This is a genomic window from Arsukibacterium sp., from assembly GCF_018402695.1.
Lineage (GTDB): Bacteria > Pseudomonadota > Gammaproteobacteria > Enterobacterales > Alteromonadaceae > Alishewanella.
Genome location: NZ_JAGYIM010000022.1, coordinates 14,081 through 32,928, shown reverse-complemented (window position 1 = coordinate 32,928; position 18,848 = coordinate 14,081). Strand labels below are relative to the sequence as shown.

Sequence of the window (18,848 nt, the reverse complement as noted above, 5' to 3'; positions counted from 1 at the left end):
GTTAGCCTTCCTTCTGGATGGTCGTCAAGCAGCTGCGCAGAATTGTGCCGTAGTCGTATTTGCCAGGGCATACAAAAGTACACAGCGACAAATCTTCTTCGTCTAACTCCAGGCAACCCAGGGTTTGGGCGCTGTCGGTATCACCGGACACCAGGTCCCGTAACAACAAGGTTGGTAATACATCCAGCGGCATTACCCGCTCATAATTACCAATTGGCACCATAGCCCGCGATGAGCCATTAGTGGTCGTTGTCATATTGAACAGGCGTTTGGGGCTCAAATGCGACAGATAAGCACGCGTTACCGAGAACTTCGTGGCGCCAGGGGCAATCCAGCCAAGGAATTCTTTTTCATACCCTTCGGCCAGTACTGATACCTGATTGTGATAGCGACCTAAGTAGCCATGCACACCGTGCGCACTGCTTCCTGCCAGCACTGAACCTGAAATAATACGGTTTTTACCGTCATTAAGTTCATCGGCAGTCAGTTCTGCTAAGGATGCCCCGAGTACCGTTTTTACTAAACGTGGTGATTTCACTACAGGACCGCACAATGCCACCACCCGGTTAGCATCCAGCTCACCGCTTAAAAACAACTTTGCCATGGCAATGACGTCTTGATAACCGATATGCCATACCACTTTTTTCATGCTCACCGGCTCTAAAAAGTGAATATGGGTTCCGACTAAGCCGGCAGGATGCGGGCCGTCAAATTCTGCCACTTCAACTACAGAACTGGTTGGCACTGCGCTGCCGGCTTTTTTGGTCAGGTAAACTTTACCATCGGTCAGCTTGCTCAGCAGCGTCAGCCCCTGAGTAAAGGCCTCTGCTTCTGCATTAATAATAACAGTAGGATCGGCCGCCAATGGATTGGTATCCATGGCATTGACAAAAATAGCACGAGGCGTGCTGTCAATCGCCGGGATCTGACTGAATGGCCGGGTGCGCAATGCCGCCCACAGGCCTGATTCAACCAGATTTTCAGTGACTTGCTCACGGCTTAAACCGGCAAGCTGGTCACTGCTGTAGCGCTTGAATTGCTCTGCGTCATCGCCACTAACCGCAATAACCACTGATTGCAATACCCGCTTGGCACCGCGGTTAATTTCTTTGACGGTACCGGCAAGTGGCGCAGTAAATTTAACACCAGGGTTTTTCTTGTCTTCGAAAAGCACCTGGCCTTTTTTTACGGCATCACCTACTTCGACCGCCATTGTCGGACGCATGCCCACATACTCTTCGCCCAAAACGGCGACGGTAGTAATGGCGTTACCCGTACTTATCTCTTGTTTAGGACTGCCTGCAAGGGGAATGTCCAAGCCTTTTTTGAGTTTTATCATACGTACTTGCACTACTATTTTGGGAAGAAACCGGGTCTAGTTTTTCAGCTGCAGCGAACGCAGCGCACCTGATTTTGCTAATCCAGCCAACAAGGCGATTAATTTTTAACCAGATACACGTATTAAAGTCGCGAATTCTAACATTAAAGCCAGCGGCTATCCATGGTACAGCGTAAAATTATCAGCAAAATGATTACTGCCTGGCTCTGCTGAAAATGCTGACTACGGCCAGTACTAATCTCCGCTGAAAGCGCTCCGATGCTGGGTTTGCCAGTTAGCGTCGCTTACTTAGTTGCAAAATAAAGCCGCCCAAAGGCGGCTTGTCAATACGACTAATTAGCCAGATTGGCCAATGGCACGGCAGGCGTAACATCGGCATCGTAATCAACACCAGCAAAGCCAAAGCCGAATAAATGTAAAAATTCAGTATGGTAGCCATGATAATCAGTCAGGCTGTCAATGGTATCAGTGCTTACCTGTTGCCACAGTGCGGCAACTTTATCCTGCACCTCGTCAGCCAGCTCCTTACCATCCATCCGCAACCTGCCGGCGTCATCCAGCGTTGGTGTGTCGCTATATAATCCCTGGCGAAATAAACCATTAATCTGTTCAATACAGCCTTCATGACTACCCTGCTGTTTCATTACCCGATATAACAGGGAAATATACAACGGCATAATTGGAATGGCTGAACTGGCCTGAGTAACCAGCGCTTTTAATGAAGCGACATAGGCTTTGGCTTTAACATCGCTAAGCTTGTTGCGAATTGCCCCCGCTGCCCGATCTAAATCTTCTTTAGCCCGACCAATGGTGGCTTTACCATAAATTGGCCAGGTCAGTTTTTTACCAATGTAAGTGTATGCCACAGTCTGACAGTTGTCGGCCAATACGCCGGCCGCGTGAAGCTGATCTAACCAGCGCTCCCAGTCTTCACCGCCCATGACTTTAACGGTGTTGAAAATCTCATCATCGTTAGCGGGTTCAACCGAGACTTCTTCAATTTCCCGCTTGGTCGTATTCAGGTTTTTGGCGGTGTACGCCTGGCCAATAGGTTTTAGTACCGAGCTGTAAACTTCACCAGTTACCGGGTCTTTGCGCCGTGGGGCGGCAAGGCTATACACCACTAAATCGATTTTACCCATTTCACTGCGGATAAGATTAATGGCTTCGGCTTTTAACTCGTCGGTAAAGGCATCACCATTGAGATGTTTGTTCCATAAGCCTTCTGCTCCGGCTGCCTGTTCAAAGGCAGCAGTGTTGTACCAGCCGGCGGAACCGGTTTTGTTTTCGGTAGGGGCTTTTTCAAAAAAGATACCCAGGGTGTTTGCGCCGGAACCAAATGCAGCGGTAATTCTTGATGCCAGACCATAACCGGTTGATGCACCTATAACCAATACATTTTTCGGGCCATTAGCTACAGGTCCCTGCTGTTTTACATAGCTAATCTGTTGCCTTACATTCTCAGCACAGCCCACCGGATGAGCGTTAGTACAAATAAAACCACGAATTTTCGGTTGAATAACCATAAGAAGTCCTGCTGTTAGCTCGCTAAAAAATTACGCTAGTGTAAAACTTTAACGCAGAAAACAGGTCTGATCAGCCTGTTTATTTTATTTTAGGCTAAATTCAGCTAATAAATTCGTGGTTTACGTTAAATAATTGCTTTGTCGGCTTTACTGCCGCCGAAGCATTTGGGCGAGACTGGCGGCTTTTCGGCGTAATACTCGTACCACTCAGATGGCGTATAAGTGTGCAGTGCCAGCGCATGAATTTTCTCTGCCAGCTCTTCAGCAACTATGGCATTAACAGCCCGGTGGCGTGCCAGTAAACGCATACCATCGAATGCCGGTGTGACTATTACCACTTTAAAGTGTGATTCAGAACCAGCAGGCACATTATGGTTACTACTTTCGTTAATGACCTCAAGGTGCACCGGCTCAAAGGCACTAAGCAGTTTTTGTTCTATTGCAGTGTGAATCAGCATTTTTCTCATTCCCTGAACTGGACGTTAAATTGATCTTAGTAAAGCAGCCAGCGATTGTCGCGCGCTATTTCTATTTACATCACACATATCAGGCTAACGAACTGGCCAGCCTACTAAAAATAATTTTATCTAACCCGGTGGCGTAATATACCGAAAAGTAAGGTTTAGCCTTGGGGTTGCCACCCGGCTTTGCTTTGGCAGGCGATGCTGCCAATACTGCTGACAATCTCCGGCCATCAGCAGCAAACTGCCATGGTCCAGCTGCAGTTGCAGTTGGTGCCCTCGCTGCCGGTGCTGTAAATCAAAGCGACGGGCTGCACCTAAACTGAGCGAGGCAATAACCGGAGCCCGGCCTAACTCAGGCTCATTATCTGCATGCCAGCCCATGTGATCCTGGCCATTGGCATACAGATTAAGCAGTACACAATTAAACGGCCGGCCAACAACATCACTAAGCTCTGTCGCCAAATGCCGGACCTCAGGATGCCATGACGCAGGGATAAAGCGCACTCCGGAATACTTATAGCTGCAATGCGGATCACCCATCCATACCTGGCGCCGTGGTATGCTGACCGTTTTACCATAGATCCGGATTTGTTCCTGACGCCAGGACAATTCAGTGGTTAACTGAGCCTGTATAATGGCCGCTCTACCAGCGGATAACCAGGCCGGCCAAAGCGTAATGGCAGCGTCAGGTAATAAAAACTGTTGTGCTTCAGCTTTGCGGTTGTCGCTCTGCGCCTTGCGTGTCAAAATGCGGTTCTCTCTGCTAAAACGTTGGCAATATGAATACCCAATTTCAGTTTGGTCAGATCAGCCTGACTCTCCACCGCTGGCCACTAGATCAGCCTAATCACAGTTTACAAGCCTGGGATGCGGCTGACGAACTACTGATAGAAGCGGCTCATGCAGCTATAGTCGACTATACTGCAACCCATATGGCATCCCCTCATATATTATTGCTTAACGATAGTTTTGGCGCTCTGTCATGCGCGTTGGCTACCTGCCAGCAAACCAGCAGCAGCGACTCTTTTCTGGCACAGCAAGCGGTACATTATAACCGGACAGCAAATAATATTGAGCACGCCCAGTTTAGCATGATCAACAGCCTGGAGCCGCTGCCTGGAAATGCTGACATCGTGTTATTGAAGCTGCCAAACAATCATAGCTATTTACGTTTTATGCTACGTCAGCTGGCCGCTGTGGTTCGCCCTGAAACGATTATTCTGGCAGCCGCGAAGGCCAAAGAGATCAATCGCAATGTGCTGGACATCTTTAACCGACAACTGGGTCCGGCCGAGGCATCACTGACCGTCAAAAAATGCCGGCTAATTCGCTGTCAGCCCGAGCCCGGCAAGCCCCAACCAAATTTTCCGCTGCAGTGGCCACTGGAAGATACTGACTTTACTTTGATAAACCACGCCAATGTCTTCGCCCGGGAAAAACTTGATTTAGGCGCCCGGTTTTTCCTGCAACACTTACCACAAGATACTGCAGGGCAGCGGATTATTGATTTAGGCTGTGGTAATGGTGTGCTCGGCCTGATGCTGCTTGCGAAACAACCCGACAGTAACGTGGTATTTACTGATGAGTCTTATATGGCCGTTGCGTCTGCCAAAGCCAATATTGAGCTAAACCTGCCACACTGCCTGGGTAATAGCGAGTTTATGGTTGATGATTGTCTGGCCGGTCAGCAGGAACAAAGCATAGATCAGATCATCTGTAACCCGCCTTTTCATCAGCAACATACTGTTACCACGCATATCGCAACTCAAATGTTTACCCAGGCTAAGCGGGTATTGAAACAGGGCGGCCGGTTGCGTATTGTGGCTAATCGTCATCTCAATTATCAGCAGCAATTGCAGCGGCTGTTTGGCCATTGTCAGCAGTTAGCTGCAAATCCAAAATTTGTGATACTAGAAGCGATTAAAAGGAGCTAACCAGATGCGTAACCTGTTGCTGTGTTTATTGTTGCTCGCTGGCTGTGCCAGCAAACCACCGCAGTTAATTGTCAGCCCTCAGGTGTTCTGGCCACAAGCGCCCTCGCTGACGCAAAGCACCTTCAGCTTTTATTTACTGGACCAGCGCTCCAGCATGAATACTTTGGTAATTCAGCGCGGTGATACCAGTCAGGGCTATGCAACAGCCAATGATCTGAGAGCCGAGCTGGAGCAAACTGTCGCCGATGCATTAACCGCACGGGGTGCCAGCTTAACGAATCAGAGTGAGCGCTCGCTTACTATTCAGATTAATCAGCTACAGGCCAGAGTAAACCAGCGACCTCTTGATCATGAAGTAGTAAACCGGGTAACAATGACGGTGCTGGTGCAGCATAATGGCAATAGTTTTTCAAAAGCGTATAGCGGTGACAGCCGTCAAATAGCACCGTTTCGGGCTGATATTGCGGTAATTGAACGCGAGCTCAGGGTGCTAACCGAACAGGTACTTACCGATTTACTGCGCGATGAAAGCTGGCAAAATCAGATCAGAGGATAAAATGATGCGATTGTGGTTATTTGCAATTATCTTACTTTGGGCCATGCCATTACAGGCTGGTAAATTTATGCAACCAGATAACCTGTATCCCAGGGTGCAACTGGAAACATCGCAAGGCAACATAGTGGTGGAACTTGACCGCAGCCGGGCCCCTCTCACCGTTAATAATTTCTTAAGTTATGTCAAAACCAATGCCTATAACAACACGGTTTTTCATCGGCTGATTGCCGATTTTGTGGTGCAGGGCGGCGGCTATAATATGCAGTTTACTGAAATTGAACAGGGCAAAACCATTTTCAATGAATCTGGTAATGGTTTAAAAAACCAGTACGGCAGCATTGCCATGGCACGGTTGTCTGACCCGCACAGTGCCAGCAGTCAGTTTTATCTCAATCTTGCCGATAATGACAGCCTCGACCCCGGCTCCCGTTGGGGGTATGCCGTATTTGGCCGGGTAGTCAGCGGCTTTGACGTGCTGGACAAAATTAATGCCCTGGAAACTGAAACCAGCGAAAAGCTCGGCTGGCCTGATGTTCCGCGTGAACCCTTGCTGTTAAAAACGGTACGCTTACTGCCAACCGAATAAAACCGGCTATACTTGCCTTAATTGTTGTACTGTTTTGCAACAGTTGAGGCAGGCAATGTCAGAGCGGTTTATTGAACTAAAATCTCAGCAGCTGGTGTACTATGTATCCGGCTTTTTGCGTGGTCGGCTGGCCCATCAGGAATTGCATCTGTTTATCTGGGATACCCTGGAAGAATGGTCGCAATTTCAGTTGCTGGCCGGTGCACCCGACAGCCTGCGGGAACGGGTATTCTGGCACCTGATGCACCAGTTAGAATACTGGCCCGCTGATAGCCTGCAACATAATCGCCAGCTGCGCAGAAGTATTCAGGATTGCCTGAGTTTTTTGCGCGGCAAAGGCCACTGCCCGTTAAATTGTATTGGTGTCAGGCCTTAGGGCATGTTGACGTTTGATGGTTAGATTTTGTTCGCACTGGCGGCGTTTAGCATGCAACACGCCCTAATTACTTGACCAGAATTGTCAGCAGAGTAAGCTAATTACACGGTTTGTTGTACGGAAGCTCACCTTGACCTCTTATTTTGCCTGGCTCTCAGGTCTTCGTATTTATTTCCAACGTCAGGTATTAGTTATTTTTGTGCTGGGATTTTCCAGCGGCTTACCTTTAATGCTGGTATTTGGTGTCCTGTCATTCTGGTTACGGGAAGCCAACGTGTCCCGGGCTGACATTGGCTATTTCAGCTGGGTGGCAATGGCCTATGCCATCAAATGGTTGTGGTCTCCGTTGGCTGACAACCTGAAAATTCCGCTGTTGCACCACTGGCTGGGGCGGCGCCGTAGCTGGTTACTTACCTCACAGTTACTCGTCGCAGGCGCTATTTGCAGTATGGCATTGACTGATCCACAGCAAAATTTAGCCCTGATGGCGGCCTTTGCCGTGCTATTGGCTTTTTCATCGGCGACACAGGATATAAATGTCGATGCCTTTCGGATAGAAAGCGCGGTAATTGACATGCAGGCGGCTTTGGCGGCAGCCTATCTTACCGGCTATCGTCTGGCGATGATTCTGGCGTCAGCGGGTACCTTGTGGCTGGCAGCCTTGTTTTCAGATGGCAACGATTATGATTTATCCGGCTGGCAACAAGCATATCTGGTAATGGGACTTTGCATGTTGCCCGGCATCCTGACCACCTTGCTGAGTAGCGAGCCGGTAAGCGGCTTAAAACAGCAGCAATATACTGACGGTACCCTGGCGCATCGCTTTATAAGCTGGCTAAAGCAAGCCGTGGTAGCCCCCTTTACTGACTTCTTCTCCCGTTATAAATGGCATGCACTGCTGATACTTGCCTTAATTGCCTGTTACCGGCTGACGGACGTGGTAATGGGAGTTATGGCAAATGCTTTTTATGTCGACATGGGCTACAGCAAAGAAGAAGTTGCCAGTGTCTCAAAAGTATTCGGGGTGATAATGACATTGGTTGGTGCGGCACTTGGTGGAGTGTTAATTAATCAATTCGGCATTATGAAGGTGTTGTTTGCCGGGGCAATTCTAAGCGCTGCTACTAACCTGTTATTTTCCGCATTAAGTCAGATTGGTTACGATCTGATGTGGCTGACGCTGGTTATATCCGCTGACAATTTAAGTGCCGGCATAGCGACCAGTGCATTTATCGCTTACTTATCCTCGTTAGTTAATTTAGCCTTTACCGCTACCCAGTATGCGATGTTCAGCTCACTGATGCTGTTATTACCTAAATTTACCGGTGGGTTTTCCGGGGCGTGGGTCGATCAGTTCGGCTATAGCAATTTCTTTATAATGACGGCCGCAATGGGCTTACCGGTATTGCTGTTAATTATTTTGCTGGCGCGGTCAAACAAGCTTAGTGCTGATAAAAAAGCCGCTGAGTAGCGGCTTCCTTTATTATCTAAATTTTCGGGTATTACTCTCAGGCGCTCAGCACCTGTTTTAACCCTTCAGTTGGATCGACCTCCAGCGCCTGACAATAGCGGACATACTCTATAACGTCCAACCGGCGCTCCTGATTCTCAACCTTACCGATAAATGAATGAGGTGTCCCTAAAATTTCAGACAAACTCCGCATCGTATGACCTTTGTCCTGACGTTGTCGTTTCAGCCAGACACAAAGACGCTTATTTTCGTCTGAAATTACACTTTTAGTACCTTTCATATTTTTTCTTCTCCCAGCGTGTTACGCTTTTATTATGATCAACCAGCCTTCCTGCGAAATAAAATCCAAACCCTATTGCCAGTGCAATAAGCAATTTAAAGCAATTAATTAAACCATAGGATGCGACGAGCGTATAGCTACATGCGTTAAAAAATGTACAACAACTTTACATTGGTAGAAATCAGCGGCGAAGATAAAGGCTTAAACTGTCAGGGTTTGACGGTAACTGCAGGAATTTTGAGGTTATAAAAAATGGTTAAACTATTGTTTCTAATACCGTTATTAATGTGTGTTATCTGGTATCTCTATCTACGGCAGAATAACTGGACGCTGGCCCAGGGTAAAAAAGGTTTTTTATATATTATCAGCTTCAACCTTGTTATCGCGCTGGTTCTGACCATTTTGGTGTTTGCTACCCGCCAATAGAGTAAAACTGTGATTTTAAAGCGACTTTGCCGGATAACCCGGCAAAATTGTCTTTAAAAATTTACAAAATGTCTACTTTTACTAAACAGAAAATGATGAGCCACAGCCGCAGGTAGTGGTGGCATTGGGATTCTGGACAATAAAGCGGCTGCCCTGTAAACCTTCGGTATAATCAACAACCCCCCCCATCAGATACTGCAGGCTCATCGGGTCGACAACCATAGAGACCCCTTGCTTTTCAACGGTTAAATCACCATCGTTTACTTTTTCATCGAAAGTAAAACCATACTGAAAACCAGAACAGCCGCCGCCAGTTATATAAACCCGCAATTTCAGGTTAGGATTGTCCTCTTCACTTACCAGCATCGCGACCTTACGAGCGGCTGCATCAGTAAATTCCAGTGGTATTTGCATATCAGACATGGGTGCTCCAACAGGGGTTACAACAGCGCGGATTATCTAATACCTGACTAATTTATTCAAGTATTAACCCGGCCGCAAACAAACTTAAGTTCACTCTCCAAAGCTACCAGCAATTAATATCTGCGTTCTCATATGCTTATGTTAGACTTAAGCCATCGTTTAACTCATGTTATTTATTATGCGACGATGGCGAGACTGGCTGCCCGGGTTGCAGCGCCGATTAGCATTACCGCAAACGTCTTTACAGTTGTGTTTGCTGGGTATGCTTGGCGGTTTAATAGCCGCCTTGCTGATTATCATCTTCCGCCTGGCGATCGTGGCCCTGCAACGACTATTTCTAACCGAATCCGATGATTTCTCCAGCGCCGACCCGGAAATTGTCTGGTTACTGCCTCTTGGCGGCGCCCTGCTGATAGGCCTTATTGCCCTGGCAACCGGTTATCGCCACTACCGGATGGGGATACCTTTTGTTATCCACCGAATAAAAACCCGCTACGGCATCATGCCCTTTCGCAATACCATGAATCAGTTTTTCGGTGGTATTATTGCCCTGGTCAGTGGTTTCTCAGTTGGCCGGGAAGGGCCTTCAGTGCATCTGGGCGCATATGGCGCCAGTACCGTAGGCCGATACCTGCAACTACCTTATAACAGCGTTCGGATTCTGGCCGGCTGTGGTATAGCGGCAGGTATCTCCGCATCCTTTAACACACCACTGGCCGCGGTAATTTTCGTGATGGAAGTCGTGCTGCGTGAATACCGTATTCATGTATTTATTCCGATTATGCTGGCATCCGTAGTCGGTGCGTTGGCCACCCAGTTAGTGTTTGGTCACGACCGGGAACTGGCATCTCTTAACATAGTGGCAATAAATATCTGGCATTTCCCCTATCTTATTATCTGCGGTATCGTGTTTGGCGCAGTAGCCTTTCTATTTAATCAGAACCTGATGCGGCTAATCCGGCTGGTTAAAAATTGGCCGCTACTGGTGCGTCTGGCGCTGGCTGGTGTGGTAACCGCCGCAGTCGGCTACCTGATACCACATGCGATGGGCGCGGAAACCGGCGCAATTTTTAATGCCGTGAATAATCCGACAGACGTGCAACTGCTGCTGGTAATATTTGTTGGCAAGCTGGTCCTGACCATTTTTGCCCTCGGACTTGGCGTGCCGGGCGGGGTAATAGGCCCCGTATTTGGCATGGGAATTGTACTGGGCACGTTGCTGGCAATAATACCGGCGATTTTTATCGGCGACAGCAGCACTGCAGGTACCTATGCGGTGCTCGGCATGGCCGGTTTAATGGCCGCTACCTTGCACGCGCCCTTGGCAGCCCTGCTCGCCGTAATTGAACTGGCATCAAATCAGCAAATTATTCTGCCGGCAATGGTGGTGATTATTACGGCCTATGTCACCACAGTGCAATTTTTTAATAACAAATCCATCTTCATGATGCAGCTCGATTTCATGCAAATGCCTTACAAGCTGGCTCCCGCTGACGATATTTTGCAAAAAGTAGGCGTGCTGGCGCTGCTCAGTAAAGAATATGTGTTGCTACATAACCCTGACGATCCGGCAATACGCCAGCAACTGGCCCAGCTGCAGCCCCCGGTACAATTATTGTTAAAACGTACGGAGGGTGATGCTACAGAATTTGTGGCGGCAAGCTATGATGTCAGTTTGTCATTAACCGGGGATAGTGCAATTCGCTATCAGGACGTTACCGGCTTGTCTCATCAAGCCACCCTGGCTGAAGTATTTGCGCTGCTGGAAGACGCACGCGATGGCCTGGTTTATATCTACCAGGACTCGCCCACAGAACCAATTGGCATTATCCGCTGGGACCAGGTTCGCAGCTTACTCATTAAACAGAATAATTTATTATGACCCTAATTCTGCTATACAAAGCATTACATCTTTTCTTTATGGTGGCCTGGTTTGCCGGCATTTTTTATCTGCCGCGGCTATTTGTCTATCATGCAGAAACCCGCAGCACTGAATGTGCTGAAACCTTTAAAGTCATGGAACGGCGGCTACTTTTTTGTAACCCCTTTGCGGTACTTACGCTGATATTCGGTATGTTATTGATTATCGCTTATGGTAAGGCCTGGTTTATCGCCAGCGGCTGGCTACATATCAAACTGCTGCTGGTGCTATTGCTGTATGGTTATCACGGCTGGTGTTTCAAATTACTGGCGGACTTTAAACACAACCGCAACCGGCGCAGTCCGCGGTTTTACCGAATCTTTAACGAAATGCCTGTGCTGTTGTTATTGGCCATTATTTTACTGGCAACGCTGAAACCCTTGCTGCACTAAACTCGCTTTTTGCTGACGGTTTTGGGTATAATAGGGTTTCCTTTGCGTCGATAATGGCGCCCAATGGCACCTGTTTAATGAGTACTGACAATGAGCTTCAAAGGCCAGCATATCCTCTCTGTTAAGCAATTCGACCGCGACAGTATTACCCGGGTTTTTGATATTGCCCGGCAGATGGCACCCTATGCCGGCCGGAAGAAACGGACCCGGGTGCTCGATGGTGCCATTTTAGGCAACTTGTTTTTTGAACCTAGTACCCGCACCCGGGTCAGCTTTGGTTGTGCCTTTAACCTGCTGGGCGGAGAAGTGCGCGAAACCACCGGCATGGAATCTTCAGCGCTGTCCAAGGGCGAGTCGTTGTTTGATACGGCACGGGTGATCAGCAGCTATAGTGATGTTATTGCTATGCGCCATCCGCAGGCGGGCTCCGTCGCTGAATTTGCTGAAGGCAGCCGAGTGCCGGTATTAAATGGCGGTGATGGTGCCAATGAACACCCTACCCAGGCATTACTTGACCTGTTTACCATAGAACGTGAGCTTGCCGCCTCCGGCCTGCAGATTGATGGTATGCATATTGCGATGGTCGGTGATTTGAAATTTGGCCGCACCGTCCATTCACTGTCAAAACTACTGTGCCTATACCGCAATATTAAGTTAACCCTGGTGTCCCCTGCTGAGTTGGCGATGCCGGATGACATTGTCAGTAGCCTGACCAATGCCGGTCATCAGCTGGTGATCAGTGATAAACTGGAAGGCCATTTAAACGCCGATATTGTTTACCAGACCCGAATTCAGGAAGAACGTTTTCCTTCGAAAGCCGATGCCGATCAGTACCGCGGTAAGTTTCGGCTGAATCAGGAAATTTATACAAGATACTGTAAATCCAATACGGTGATTATGCATCCGTTACCACGCGATTCGCGTATGGAAGCCAACGAATTAGACAATGATTTAAACCTGAACCCTAACCTTGCTATTTTTCGTCAGGCCGATAATGGCGTACTGGTGAGAATGGCACTGTTTGCCCTGACTCTTGGCGTGGAAAACATCGTCAAAGATTACGAATGTGCGGTGCCCTGGTATAGCAATAAATAGTTCAGTAGTAAGCTGACGTAATCATCTGATACCACACCCAATAACTGCGAGCGGAATTTACTATGTCTTTATCTGAAACCCTGTTTCAACGGGCCCAGCTTACTATCCCAGGTGGGGTTAACTCGCCAGTGCGAGCCTTTAAAAGTGTTGGCGGAACCCCGGTATTTATTGAGCGTGCTGATGGCGCCTATTTATTCGATGTTGATGGCAAACGCTACATAGACTACATTGGCTCGTGGGGCCCGATGCTGCTCGGTCATAACCATTTAGCTATCCGCAATGCAGTCATTCAGGCGGCTGAAAATGGCCTGAGCTTCGGTGCTCCCTGCCCGGCAGAGATTGATATGGCAGAAAAAATTGCCAAACTGATGCCATCGATGGAAATGGTGCGGATGGTCAGTTCAGGTACTGAAGCTACCATGAGTGCTATCCGCTTAGCCCGCGGCTATACCCGGCGCGATACCATTTTAAAATTCGAGGGCTGCTACCACGGCCATGCAGATTCTTTGCTGGTTAAAGCAGGATCCGGTGCATTGACGTTGGGCGTGCCTAACTCGCCGGGCGTACCGGCCGACTTTGCCAAATATACTCTGACCTGCGAATTTAATAACCTGGAGCAGGTAGAACAAATCTTTGCGGAAAAAGGCACTGATATTGCCTGCATTATTGTCGAACCCGTGGCGGGCAATATGAACTGCATACCGCCAGAGCCGGGTTTTCTGGAAGGGCTGCGCCGGATTTGTGATCAATACCAGAGCGTGCTTATTTTTGATGAAGTAATGACCGGCTTTCGGGTAGCGCTTGGCGGCGCCCAGGCGGTATACAATGTTGTGCCAGATCTGACCACCCTTGGCAAAATCATCGGCGGCGGTATGCCGGTCGGTGCCTTTGGTGGCAGGCGGGCGATAATGGAGCACATTGCCCCGTTAGGGCCGGTTTATCAGGCGGGTACCCTCTCGGGTAACCCTATTGCTATGGCTGCCGGCCTGGCGGCACTGAATGAAATCAGCCAGCCAGATGTTTATGAAAAGCTTAGCTCAAAAACCAGTCTGCTAATCACCGGGATCAGCGCAGCTGCGCAACAAAACGGCGTGCCGATGACGTTTAATCAGGTGGGCGGTATGTTTGGCTTTTTCTTTAGTAGCGAGCCAAGAGTCAGCAACTATCAGCAGGCAACCCAGTGCGATGCCGCCGCCTTTAAACATTTCTTCCATTTAATGCTGCAACAGGGAATTTATCTGGCCCCCTCGGCCTTTGAAGCGGGCTTTTTATCGCTGGCTCACAGTGATGATGATCTGGCCGCTACAATTGATGCCGCGGCCAAGAGTTTTGCCGCGCTTTAATTGCGGTTCTGCAGCCAGACGATGTCAGTGTCATAATGTCGCGGCTGCACACTGTACAGGTCACCGCTATTGTCGCTATGAATTTCCAGCGGCAATGCCGTGGCCGGCCACGGGTAACTGCTGATCTCACCGCTTTGCCAGTCATACACTTTTAGCTGCCATTGTTGCCGCTCCAGCCATAACAATTGCTGGTTATTACTGGTCCACTGCTCTGGCAGAATGTGATGCCAGTTCAGGCTGACGGGCAATGGCGTTAGCTGTTGTGGCTGACTGGCTGACCACAATGCCAAGGCATTATCATTGTAAAACTGTACCACAAGGCCAGCTGGCGCACATTTCAGGTTTACTACCCCGGACAACAGCACTTCAGGTTGTTGCAGACTATGCATTAACTGCCAGCCATCATTATTTTGCTCTGTCCAGTACAGAGTATCGTTACAGCTTTGATATCGTCCGGATACCGGCCTGCTGCTAATTGATGACAGGCTGCCATCTGCCAACGCTACCTGATAAAGCTGATTATCAATTACTGATAACAGGGCATTCTGATGCCAGAATAACTGCTGAATGTACTGGCCACTTGCTAACCTTGATAACTGACGACTTTCACCTGCCTGGGACAGCCAAACCTGATTATCGCCAGCCCGCTCTGAAACAAAAGCAAGCTGGTCGCCATTAGCAGCAAACAGCCGCTCGTTACGGTTACTGGTTTGCCAGCTTTGTTGACTGGTTAACTGTTCGTTTGCTAACGTTAGTTGCACAATGTCTGTCGTGTAATCGAGGTACTGAGTCGACAAGATCCGCTGCTGATATCGCTGTGGCTGAGTCAGATCCCAGGTCATCGGCCCCAGACTGAGCTGTTTATTGCTCTTTAAATCATATAGCTGCAACTCACTGTTTTTCAGGGTCAGCAGCGCATGATGCTGGTCCCAGTAGCTACTGGTAATAATTTTCTGGTCAAAGTGACCGATATGTTCCAGCTGATTTTGCTCCAGCTTGACCTGATACAACCGGCTACGATAAAAATCCTGCTGCACAACCAGATACAGTGATGAACCCACTGCCAGCAGCTGGTCAACGTTGTGCCACTTTTCCTCAAATGCCATTAGCCGCAAGGTGCTGCCATCTTCTGTCCGGCGCCATAATTCGTAACGGCGCAAATCATCAGCATAGTCCAGCCAGTACCAATTCCGCTCCATAATCGCTAATCCCTGCGCCACCACCTGTTGACAAGGCATAACTTTTTCGGCGGGCAAAAAGTCCGGCATCACCTGTTGCTGATAAAAGTAGCATTGTTGTTCGCTGTCCCGGGCCCGGAACAGTAATCTGCTGTCATCCAGCCATAGCGGTTGGCTGGCAGCAGTATATAGCTGGTCGTGATAACTGACTTTTAAGCTGGTTAAGTCCTGGCGCGCCAGCTGCAGTGGCGCCGCTTCAGATTTGCGGTGCCAATAAAATGCATACTGCTGACCGGGCTCCAGGGTGGCCCCGTATTCCTGGCCGGTTAGGGCACTAAGCGGTTTTACCGTATCAGGTAACTGGGTTAGCGGCGTCACGGTCACACTGGCAAGCACATAGGCCAGGACTGCACCGCCCAGCAGCAATGCGCTGCAAACTGCGCTAATAAAACGCCAGGGTAACCTTTTTTCAGCGTCAGCAGCGGGCAGTGCCAGATCAGCCGGCGTTAGGGTTCCTGCCAGCGCCAACGGTTTCCGCTGATGGCTGGTTAACGGTTCGATATGGCAAAGCCACTGATAACCTTTCTTGGCAATAGTGGCAATATAAGTTGGTGACTTAACGTTATCACCCAACACTTTACGTAACGCCCCGACCGCCCGCATCACCGCTGCATCGGTGCCTTCAGCAGGTGGCCAGACGTCATTAATCAGGGTGTCTTTATCCAGAATTTGATTCGGGTGCAACAAAAAGTAGTTCAGCAGACTGTGCAGCCGCGGTTCTAACACTACCGGCACCGCATCACTGCTATCAGGTTCAGCGGGCAATAACTGCCCATATGCTGCCTGATAATACCAGTTGCCGATTTTTACCAGTGGTTCTAAATTTGACATTAAGGTCCGCCTGACTAAAGTGTCAGGGCGGATTATACCTTAATTGACTGAAAAGTAGAGTGTATCTGCTTTTGAAACGACTTTAAGTTGTCTCAGGCCAGCTGAGCCTCATCTTTGTTATCTTTAGTGGTGTCTTTATCACCACTTGGCTTGGGGGCGGAACTGTCTGATGGTGCGGGTTTCTGCTCATCCGGGTCACGACATGTTGGCCAAAAAGAACACACATACAAATCATCAAGTTGTAGCTGCTGTTTGTAAGAAGCGACATCAGTTGTCGTGCTGGCGGCTAATGCAACAATGAGGCTGGCACTAACTACGATCGCTTTAATTGCTTTTATCATGGTAAAGTCTCCGGGTTTCAGTCACATTATTGTGCTAAACACTATCGACCCTACTCCTGAACTTCCGATGAAACTCGATGGTTTTTCAATAAAAACCTTATAAAATGTCGATCTAAAAACTAATTTCAGCGATATCGAAATCCGCTCTGGCCGCTTCCAGAAAATAAACGTCTTTCTCGTCTAGTGACATACTGAAACGACTGTGATACAGATAATCTTTTATCACCTGATCATCAATAGTATCATTGGTTAAATCATAATAGCGCAATTGATATTGAGTGCCATCCAACAGATAAGTAAAGTAAAAACCCTCCGAGCGAAGATCTAGTTTAAAAAAAGCCTGATCTGCTGTAGTGCCTAAATCCAGTTCCTTTGTTTCACCATTACTGTATTCGATAACAAAATTCTTTGAATTAGCATCACGCCAGATATTGTAATCTGCAATATAACTTTGTTGATACAACTCACGATCGGTTGCCAGCAACCGCTTTTCAATCTCCGTGTCGACAGCTGCTGTAATAATATCCCAACGTCCCTGCCGTGACTGGGCATAGAATACTTCTGTGCCGTCTCTGCTCCAGGCAGGATACGCTACAATTTCGCCCCCCTGGCCAACGACCTGTTTAAGTTCACCATCAAGAGCCAATTGCCAGACCCCACTATTCAGATGGACCAGCAACTGCTTGCCATCCGGCGAAAATACCAAACTACGGATCCGCTCGCGCGAGGCAAAATCAGTAATCTGCTGCTGGCGGCCATCCGGATAAAACAGCCAGACCTGGGGTAATCCGGATCGCCGGGATACCACTGCCGTTGGCCCTTCCGGCTGCGGGTTAATTTCAACTAATGACTCATTACGATTGGAGCTGAATACCAGGTTTTCTGTGGACGTGGCAGTAACCAGTTGGTTATTGACCTTTTTAATATTGGTATGCGAAAAAAAGCCCACTGAAGCATAAATTTTACCACTAACTGCCCCCAGCTGAATTTCACTAGCATGATTATCGGTATAGGCCAGTTCCCGGCTTTCTCCCGTGGCAATATCCACAATTCCCAATGCGGTGGGCCCGGAAGGGTAAATAATACTGCGATCATCCAACGTCCAGTCAATATTGCCCGGATAAGCATCGTCAATCTGCACTAACAGCCGGGTCGCTCTGTTGGTTAAATCGAGCAGCCAGATTTGAGCGGTACCGGCCGCATCACGGATAAAGGCAATCTTATCGCCTGCTCGCGAGTACCGGCCAACATAGTCACCAAAACTACTGGTTGGGGGAACCGTTAATTGCTCAGCGGTGCCACCCGCTACCGGGTACATCATCATAACCATCTGCCGTTGTTCAGGGTCGAGACTGGGATAAACAATATAGCGGCCATCAGGTGACCAGCTGACTCGTGCTGATACTGACTCAGGAGTACAGCGGGTTAATAACCGGTCTGTTTTTACCGCCATTTTGCCCTGATCCAGTTCAATCAGCCGGATTTCGCAACTTCTATCCGGCAGCATCCTGTGGTAGGCAATTTGCCGGCCATCGGGGCTGAACGCCGCACCAAGACTACTTCCAATTTCTGCTGTAAGCTGTACCCGTTGATGGCTTAGTAAATCCTGTAGTGTAAGAACTGCAACTAAGTCTGAGCCCTGTTTTGCATAACTGTATACTAAATAACGCTCGTCGGGCGACACGTTATGGTAGAACTCGAGGCCATCCAGCGAGGTAATAGGCTTATAGCGCCACAGCGGAATAGTATTAACTTCTGCAGGCTGATTTTCAGCCACCGGCTTTAACCAGAACAACCAGGCTAACAACACCAGCAAGGATACCGATATTGCAGTGGCCCAAGTTGCTGCCTGCCGGTGCGGACTAATAGCAACAGCATCAACCGGCGTTTCGGCAGCGCTGCCACTGTCTTGCAAAGGTTTATCCGGAATTTCGGCTACGTTGGCTATAAAGCGATAACCGCGTTTAGGGATCGTTTCAATATAGGTTGGCTGGCGGGTATCGTCATTCAGGGCAATTCTGATAGCCCGGATAACCCGCATCACCCGGCCGTCAGACACATCACGGATCCCCCATACATCAGCCAGTAGCTGATCTTTAGTGACCAGATTACCGGCATGAACGATAAAGTAGTTAACAACTTTCTGGCCCAGGTTATCTAAATCAGCCGTGGCAATAATCTGGCCATGCTGATCAAGCTTCACCAACTTGTCTTCTTTTGCCAGATAGTGCCATTCACCAACCAGGAGCGAACGTTCGGGTTTAATTTCCATAATAGTGAGTTTGCTGCACCCTAATTACTTTAAA

General features: G+C 48.7%; 19 protein-coding genes. 10 read left to right on the top strand and 9 right to left on the bottom strand.

Going from position 1 to position 18,848, the window contains the following annotated elements; genetic code table 11:
- Position 1: 1 nt before the first annotated feature.
- The 4 genes from KG631_RS14640 to KG631_RS14625 form a co-directional block, all read right to left on the bottom strand.
- The gene (locus KG631_RS14640) at positions 2 to 1,339 is read right to left on the bottom strand and encodes a Na(+)-translocating NADH-quinone reductase subunit A (protein WP_214000430.1); all 1,338 of its coding nucleotides are present in this window, start codon (positions 1,337 to 1,339) and stop codon (positions 2 to 4) included.
- 332 nt (positions 1,340 to 1,671) lie between these two features.
- Positions 1,672 to 2,865, bottom strand: coding sequence for an enoyl-ACP reductase FabV (gene fabV / locus KG631_RS14635; protein WP_214000429.1), 1,194 nt, complete (start codon positions 2,863 to 2,865; stop codon positions 1,672 to 1,674).
- 125 nt (positions 2,866 to 2,990) lie between these two features.
- Positions 2,991 to 3,323 carry a BolA/IbaG family iron-sulfur metabolism protein gene (locus KG631_RS14630; protein ID WP_214000428.1) on the bottom strand — a complete coding sequence of 111 codons (333 nt, stop codon included), beginning with the start codon at positions 3,321 to 3,323 and terminating at the stop codon, positions 2,991 to 2,993.
- 129 nt (positions 3,324 to 3,452) lie between these two features.
- The gene (locus KG631_RS14625; RefSeq protein WP_214000427.1) at positions 3,453 to 4,076 is read right to left on the bottom strand and encodes an alpha-ketoglutarate-dependent dioxygenase AlkB; all 624 of its coding nucleotides are present in this window, start codon (positions 4,074 to 4,076) and stop codon (positions 3,453 to 3,455) included.
- 32 nt (positions 4,077 to 4,108) lie between these two features.
- Between KG631_RS14625 and KG631_RS14620 the strand changes: the two genes are divergently transcribed.
- The 5 genes from KG631_RS14620 to KG631_RS14600 all read left to right on the top strand — a co-directional run bounded on the left by KG631_RS14620 (position 4,109) and on the right by KG631_RS14600 (position 8,252).
- A complete protein-coding gene (locus KG631_RS14620) occupies positions 4,109 to 5,263 on the top strand; it encodes a methyltransferase (protein ID WP_214000426.1) in 1,155 nt (384 codons plus the stop codon).
- A 4-nt stretch (positions 5,264 to 5,267) separates the two neighbouring features.
- Complete coding sequence (locus KG631_RS14615) at positions 5,268 to 5,819, top strand: YajG family lipoprotein (protein WP_214000425.1); 552 nt, start codon at positions 5,268 to 5,270, stop codon at positions 5,817 to 5,819.
- 4 nt (positions 5,820 to 5,823) lie between these two features.
- A complete protein-coding gene (locus KG631_RS14610) occupies positions 5,824 to 6,405 on the top strand; it encodes a peptidylprolyl isomerase (protein WP_214000424.1) in 582 nt (193 codons plus the stop codon).
- Positions 6,406 to 6,460: 55 nt separating this feature from the next.
- On the top strand, positions 6,461 to 6,781 hold the full coding sequence (locus KG631_RS14605; RefSeq protein ID WP_214000423.1) for a hypothetical protein: 321 nt from the start codon (positions 6,461 to 6,463) through the stop codon (positions 6,779 to 6,781).
- Positions 6,782 to 6,911: 130 nt separating this feature from the next.
- A complete protein-coding gene (locus tag KG631_RS14600; RefSeq protein WP_214000422.1) occupies positions 6,912 to 8,252 on the top strand; it encodes an MFS transporter in 1,341 nt (446 codons plus the stop codon).
- Positions 8,253 to 8,289: 37 nt separating this feature from the next.
- Here KG631_RS14600 and KG631_RS14595 read toward each other — a convergent pair whose 3' ends face one another.
- Entirely contained in the window at positions 8,290 to 8,532 is a 243-nt protein-coding gene (locus KG631_RS14595; protein ID WP_019675992.1) for a helix-turn-helix transcriptional regulator, read from the bottom strand.
- Between the two features lie 252 nt (positions 8,533 to 8,784).
- Between KG631_RS14595 and KG631_RS14590 the strand changes: the two genes are divergently transcribed.
- Entirely contained in the window at positions 8,785 to 8,958 is a 174-nt protein-coding gene (locus KG631_RS14590) for a hypothetical protein (RefSeq protein WP_214000421.1), read from the top strand.
- An 81-nt stretch (positions 8,959 to 9,039) separates the two neighbouring features.
- Here the strand turns inward: KG631_RS14590 and erpA are convergent, their stop codons facing one another.
- Positions 9,040 to 9,381, bottom strand: coding sequence for an iron-sulfur cluster insertion protein ErpA (gene erpA, locus KG631_RS14585; RefSeq protein WP_019675990.1), 342 nt, complete (start codon positions 9,379 to 9,381; stop codon positions 9,040 to 9,042).
- A 178-nt stretch (positions 9,382 to 9,559) separates the two neighbouring features.
- Between erpA and KG631_RS14580 the strand changes: the two genes are divergently transcribed.
- The 4 genes from KG631_RS14580 to hemL all read left to right on the top strand — a co-directional run bounded on the left by KG631_RS14580 (position 9,560) and on the right by hemL (position 14,132).
- Positions 9,560 to 11,263 (top strand): chloride channel protein, encoded by a 1,704-nt coding sequence (locus KG631_RS14580; protein WP_214000420.1) that lies wholly within the window; start codon positions 9,560 to 9,562, stop codon positions 11,261 to 11,263.
- A complete protein-coding gene (locus KG631_RS14575) occupies positions 11,260 to 11,694 on the top strand; it encodes a CopD family protein (RefSeq protein WP_214000419.1) in 435 nt (144 codons plus the stop codon). Before KG631_RS14580 ends, KG631_RS14575 begins: the two co-directional genes overlap by 4 nt.
- A 90-nt stretch (positions 11,695 to 11,784) precedes the next feature.
- Positions 11,785 to 12,789: an aspartate carbamoyltransferase gene (locus KG631_RS14570; RefSeq protein WP_214000418.1), complete on the top strand. Its 1,005-nt coding sequence runs from the start codon at positions 11,785 to 11,787 to the stop codon at positions 12,787 to 12,789.
- A gap of 62 nt (positions 12,790 to 12,851) precedes the next feature.
- Positions 12,852 to 14,132 carry a glutamate-1-semialdehyde 2,1-aminomutase gene (hemL, locus tag KG631_RS14565; RefSeq protein ID WP_214000417.1) on the top strand — a complete coding sequence of 427 codons (1,281 nt, stop codon included), beginning with the start codon at positions 12,852 to 12,854 and terminating at the stop codon, positions 14,130 to 14,132.
- On the opposite strand, the gene KG631_RS14560 is transcribed toward hemL, so the two are convergent.
- From KG631_RS14560 to KG631_RS14550, 3 genes are all read right to left on the bottom strand, one after another.
- Positions 14,129 to 16,201, bottom strand: coding sequence for a winged helix-turn-helix domain-containing protein (locus tag KG631_RS14560; RefSeq protein WP_214000416.1), 2,073 nt, complete (start codon positions 16,199 to 16,201; stop codon positions 14,129 to 14,131). The genes hemL and KG631_RS14560 overlap by 4 nt on opposite strands.
- A 92-nt stretch (positions 16,202 to 16,293) precedes the next feature.
- Positions 16,294 to 16,542: a hypothetical protein gene (locus tag KG631_RS14555; RefSeq protein WP_214000415.1), complete on the bottom strand. Its 249-nt coding sequence runs from the start codon at positions 16,540 to 16,542 to the stop codon at positions 16,294 to 16,296.
- Positions 16,543 to 16,654: 112 nt separating this feature from the next.
- Positions 16,655 to 18,814, bottom strand: a complete 2,160-nt coding sequence (locus KG631_RS14550) for a winged helix-turn-helix domain-containing protein (RefSeq protein ID WP_214000414.1) — start codon at positions 18,812 to 18,814, stop codon at positions 16,655 to 16,657.
- Positions 18,815 to 18,848: the final 34 nt, after the last annotated feature.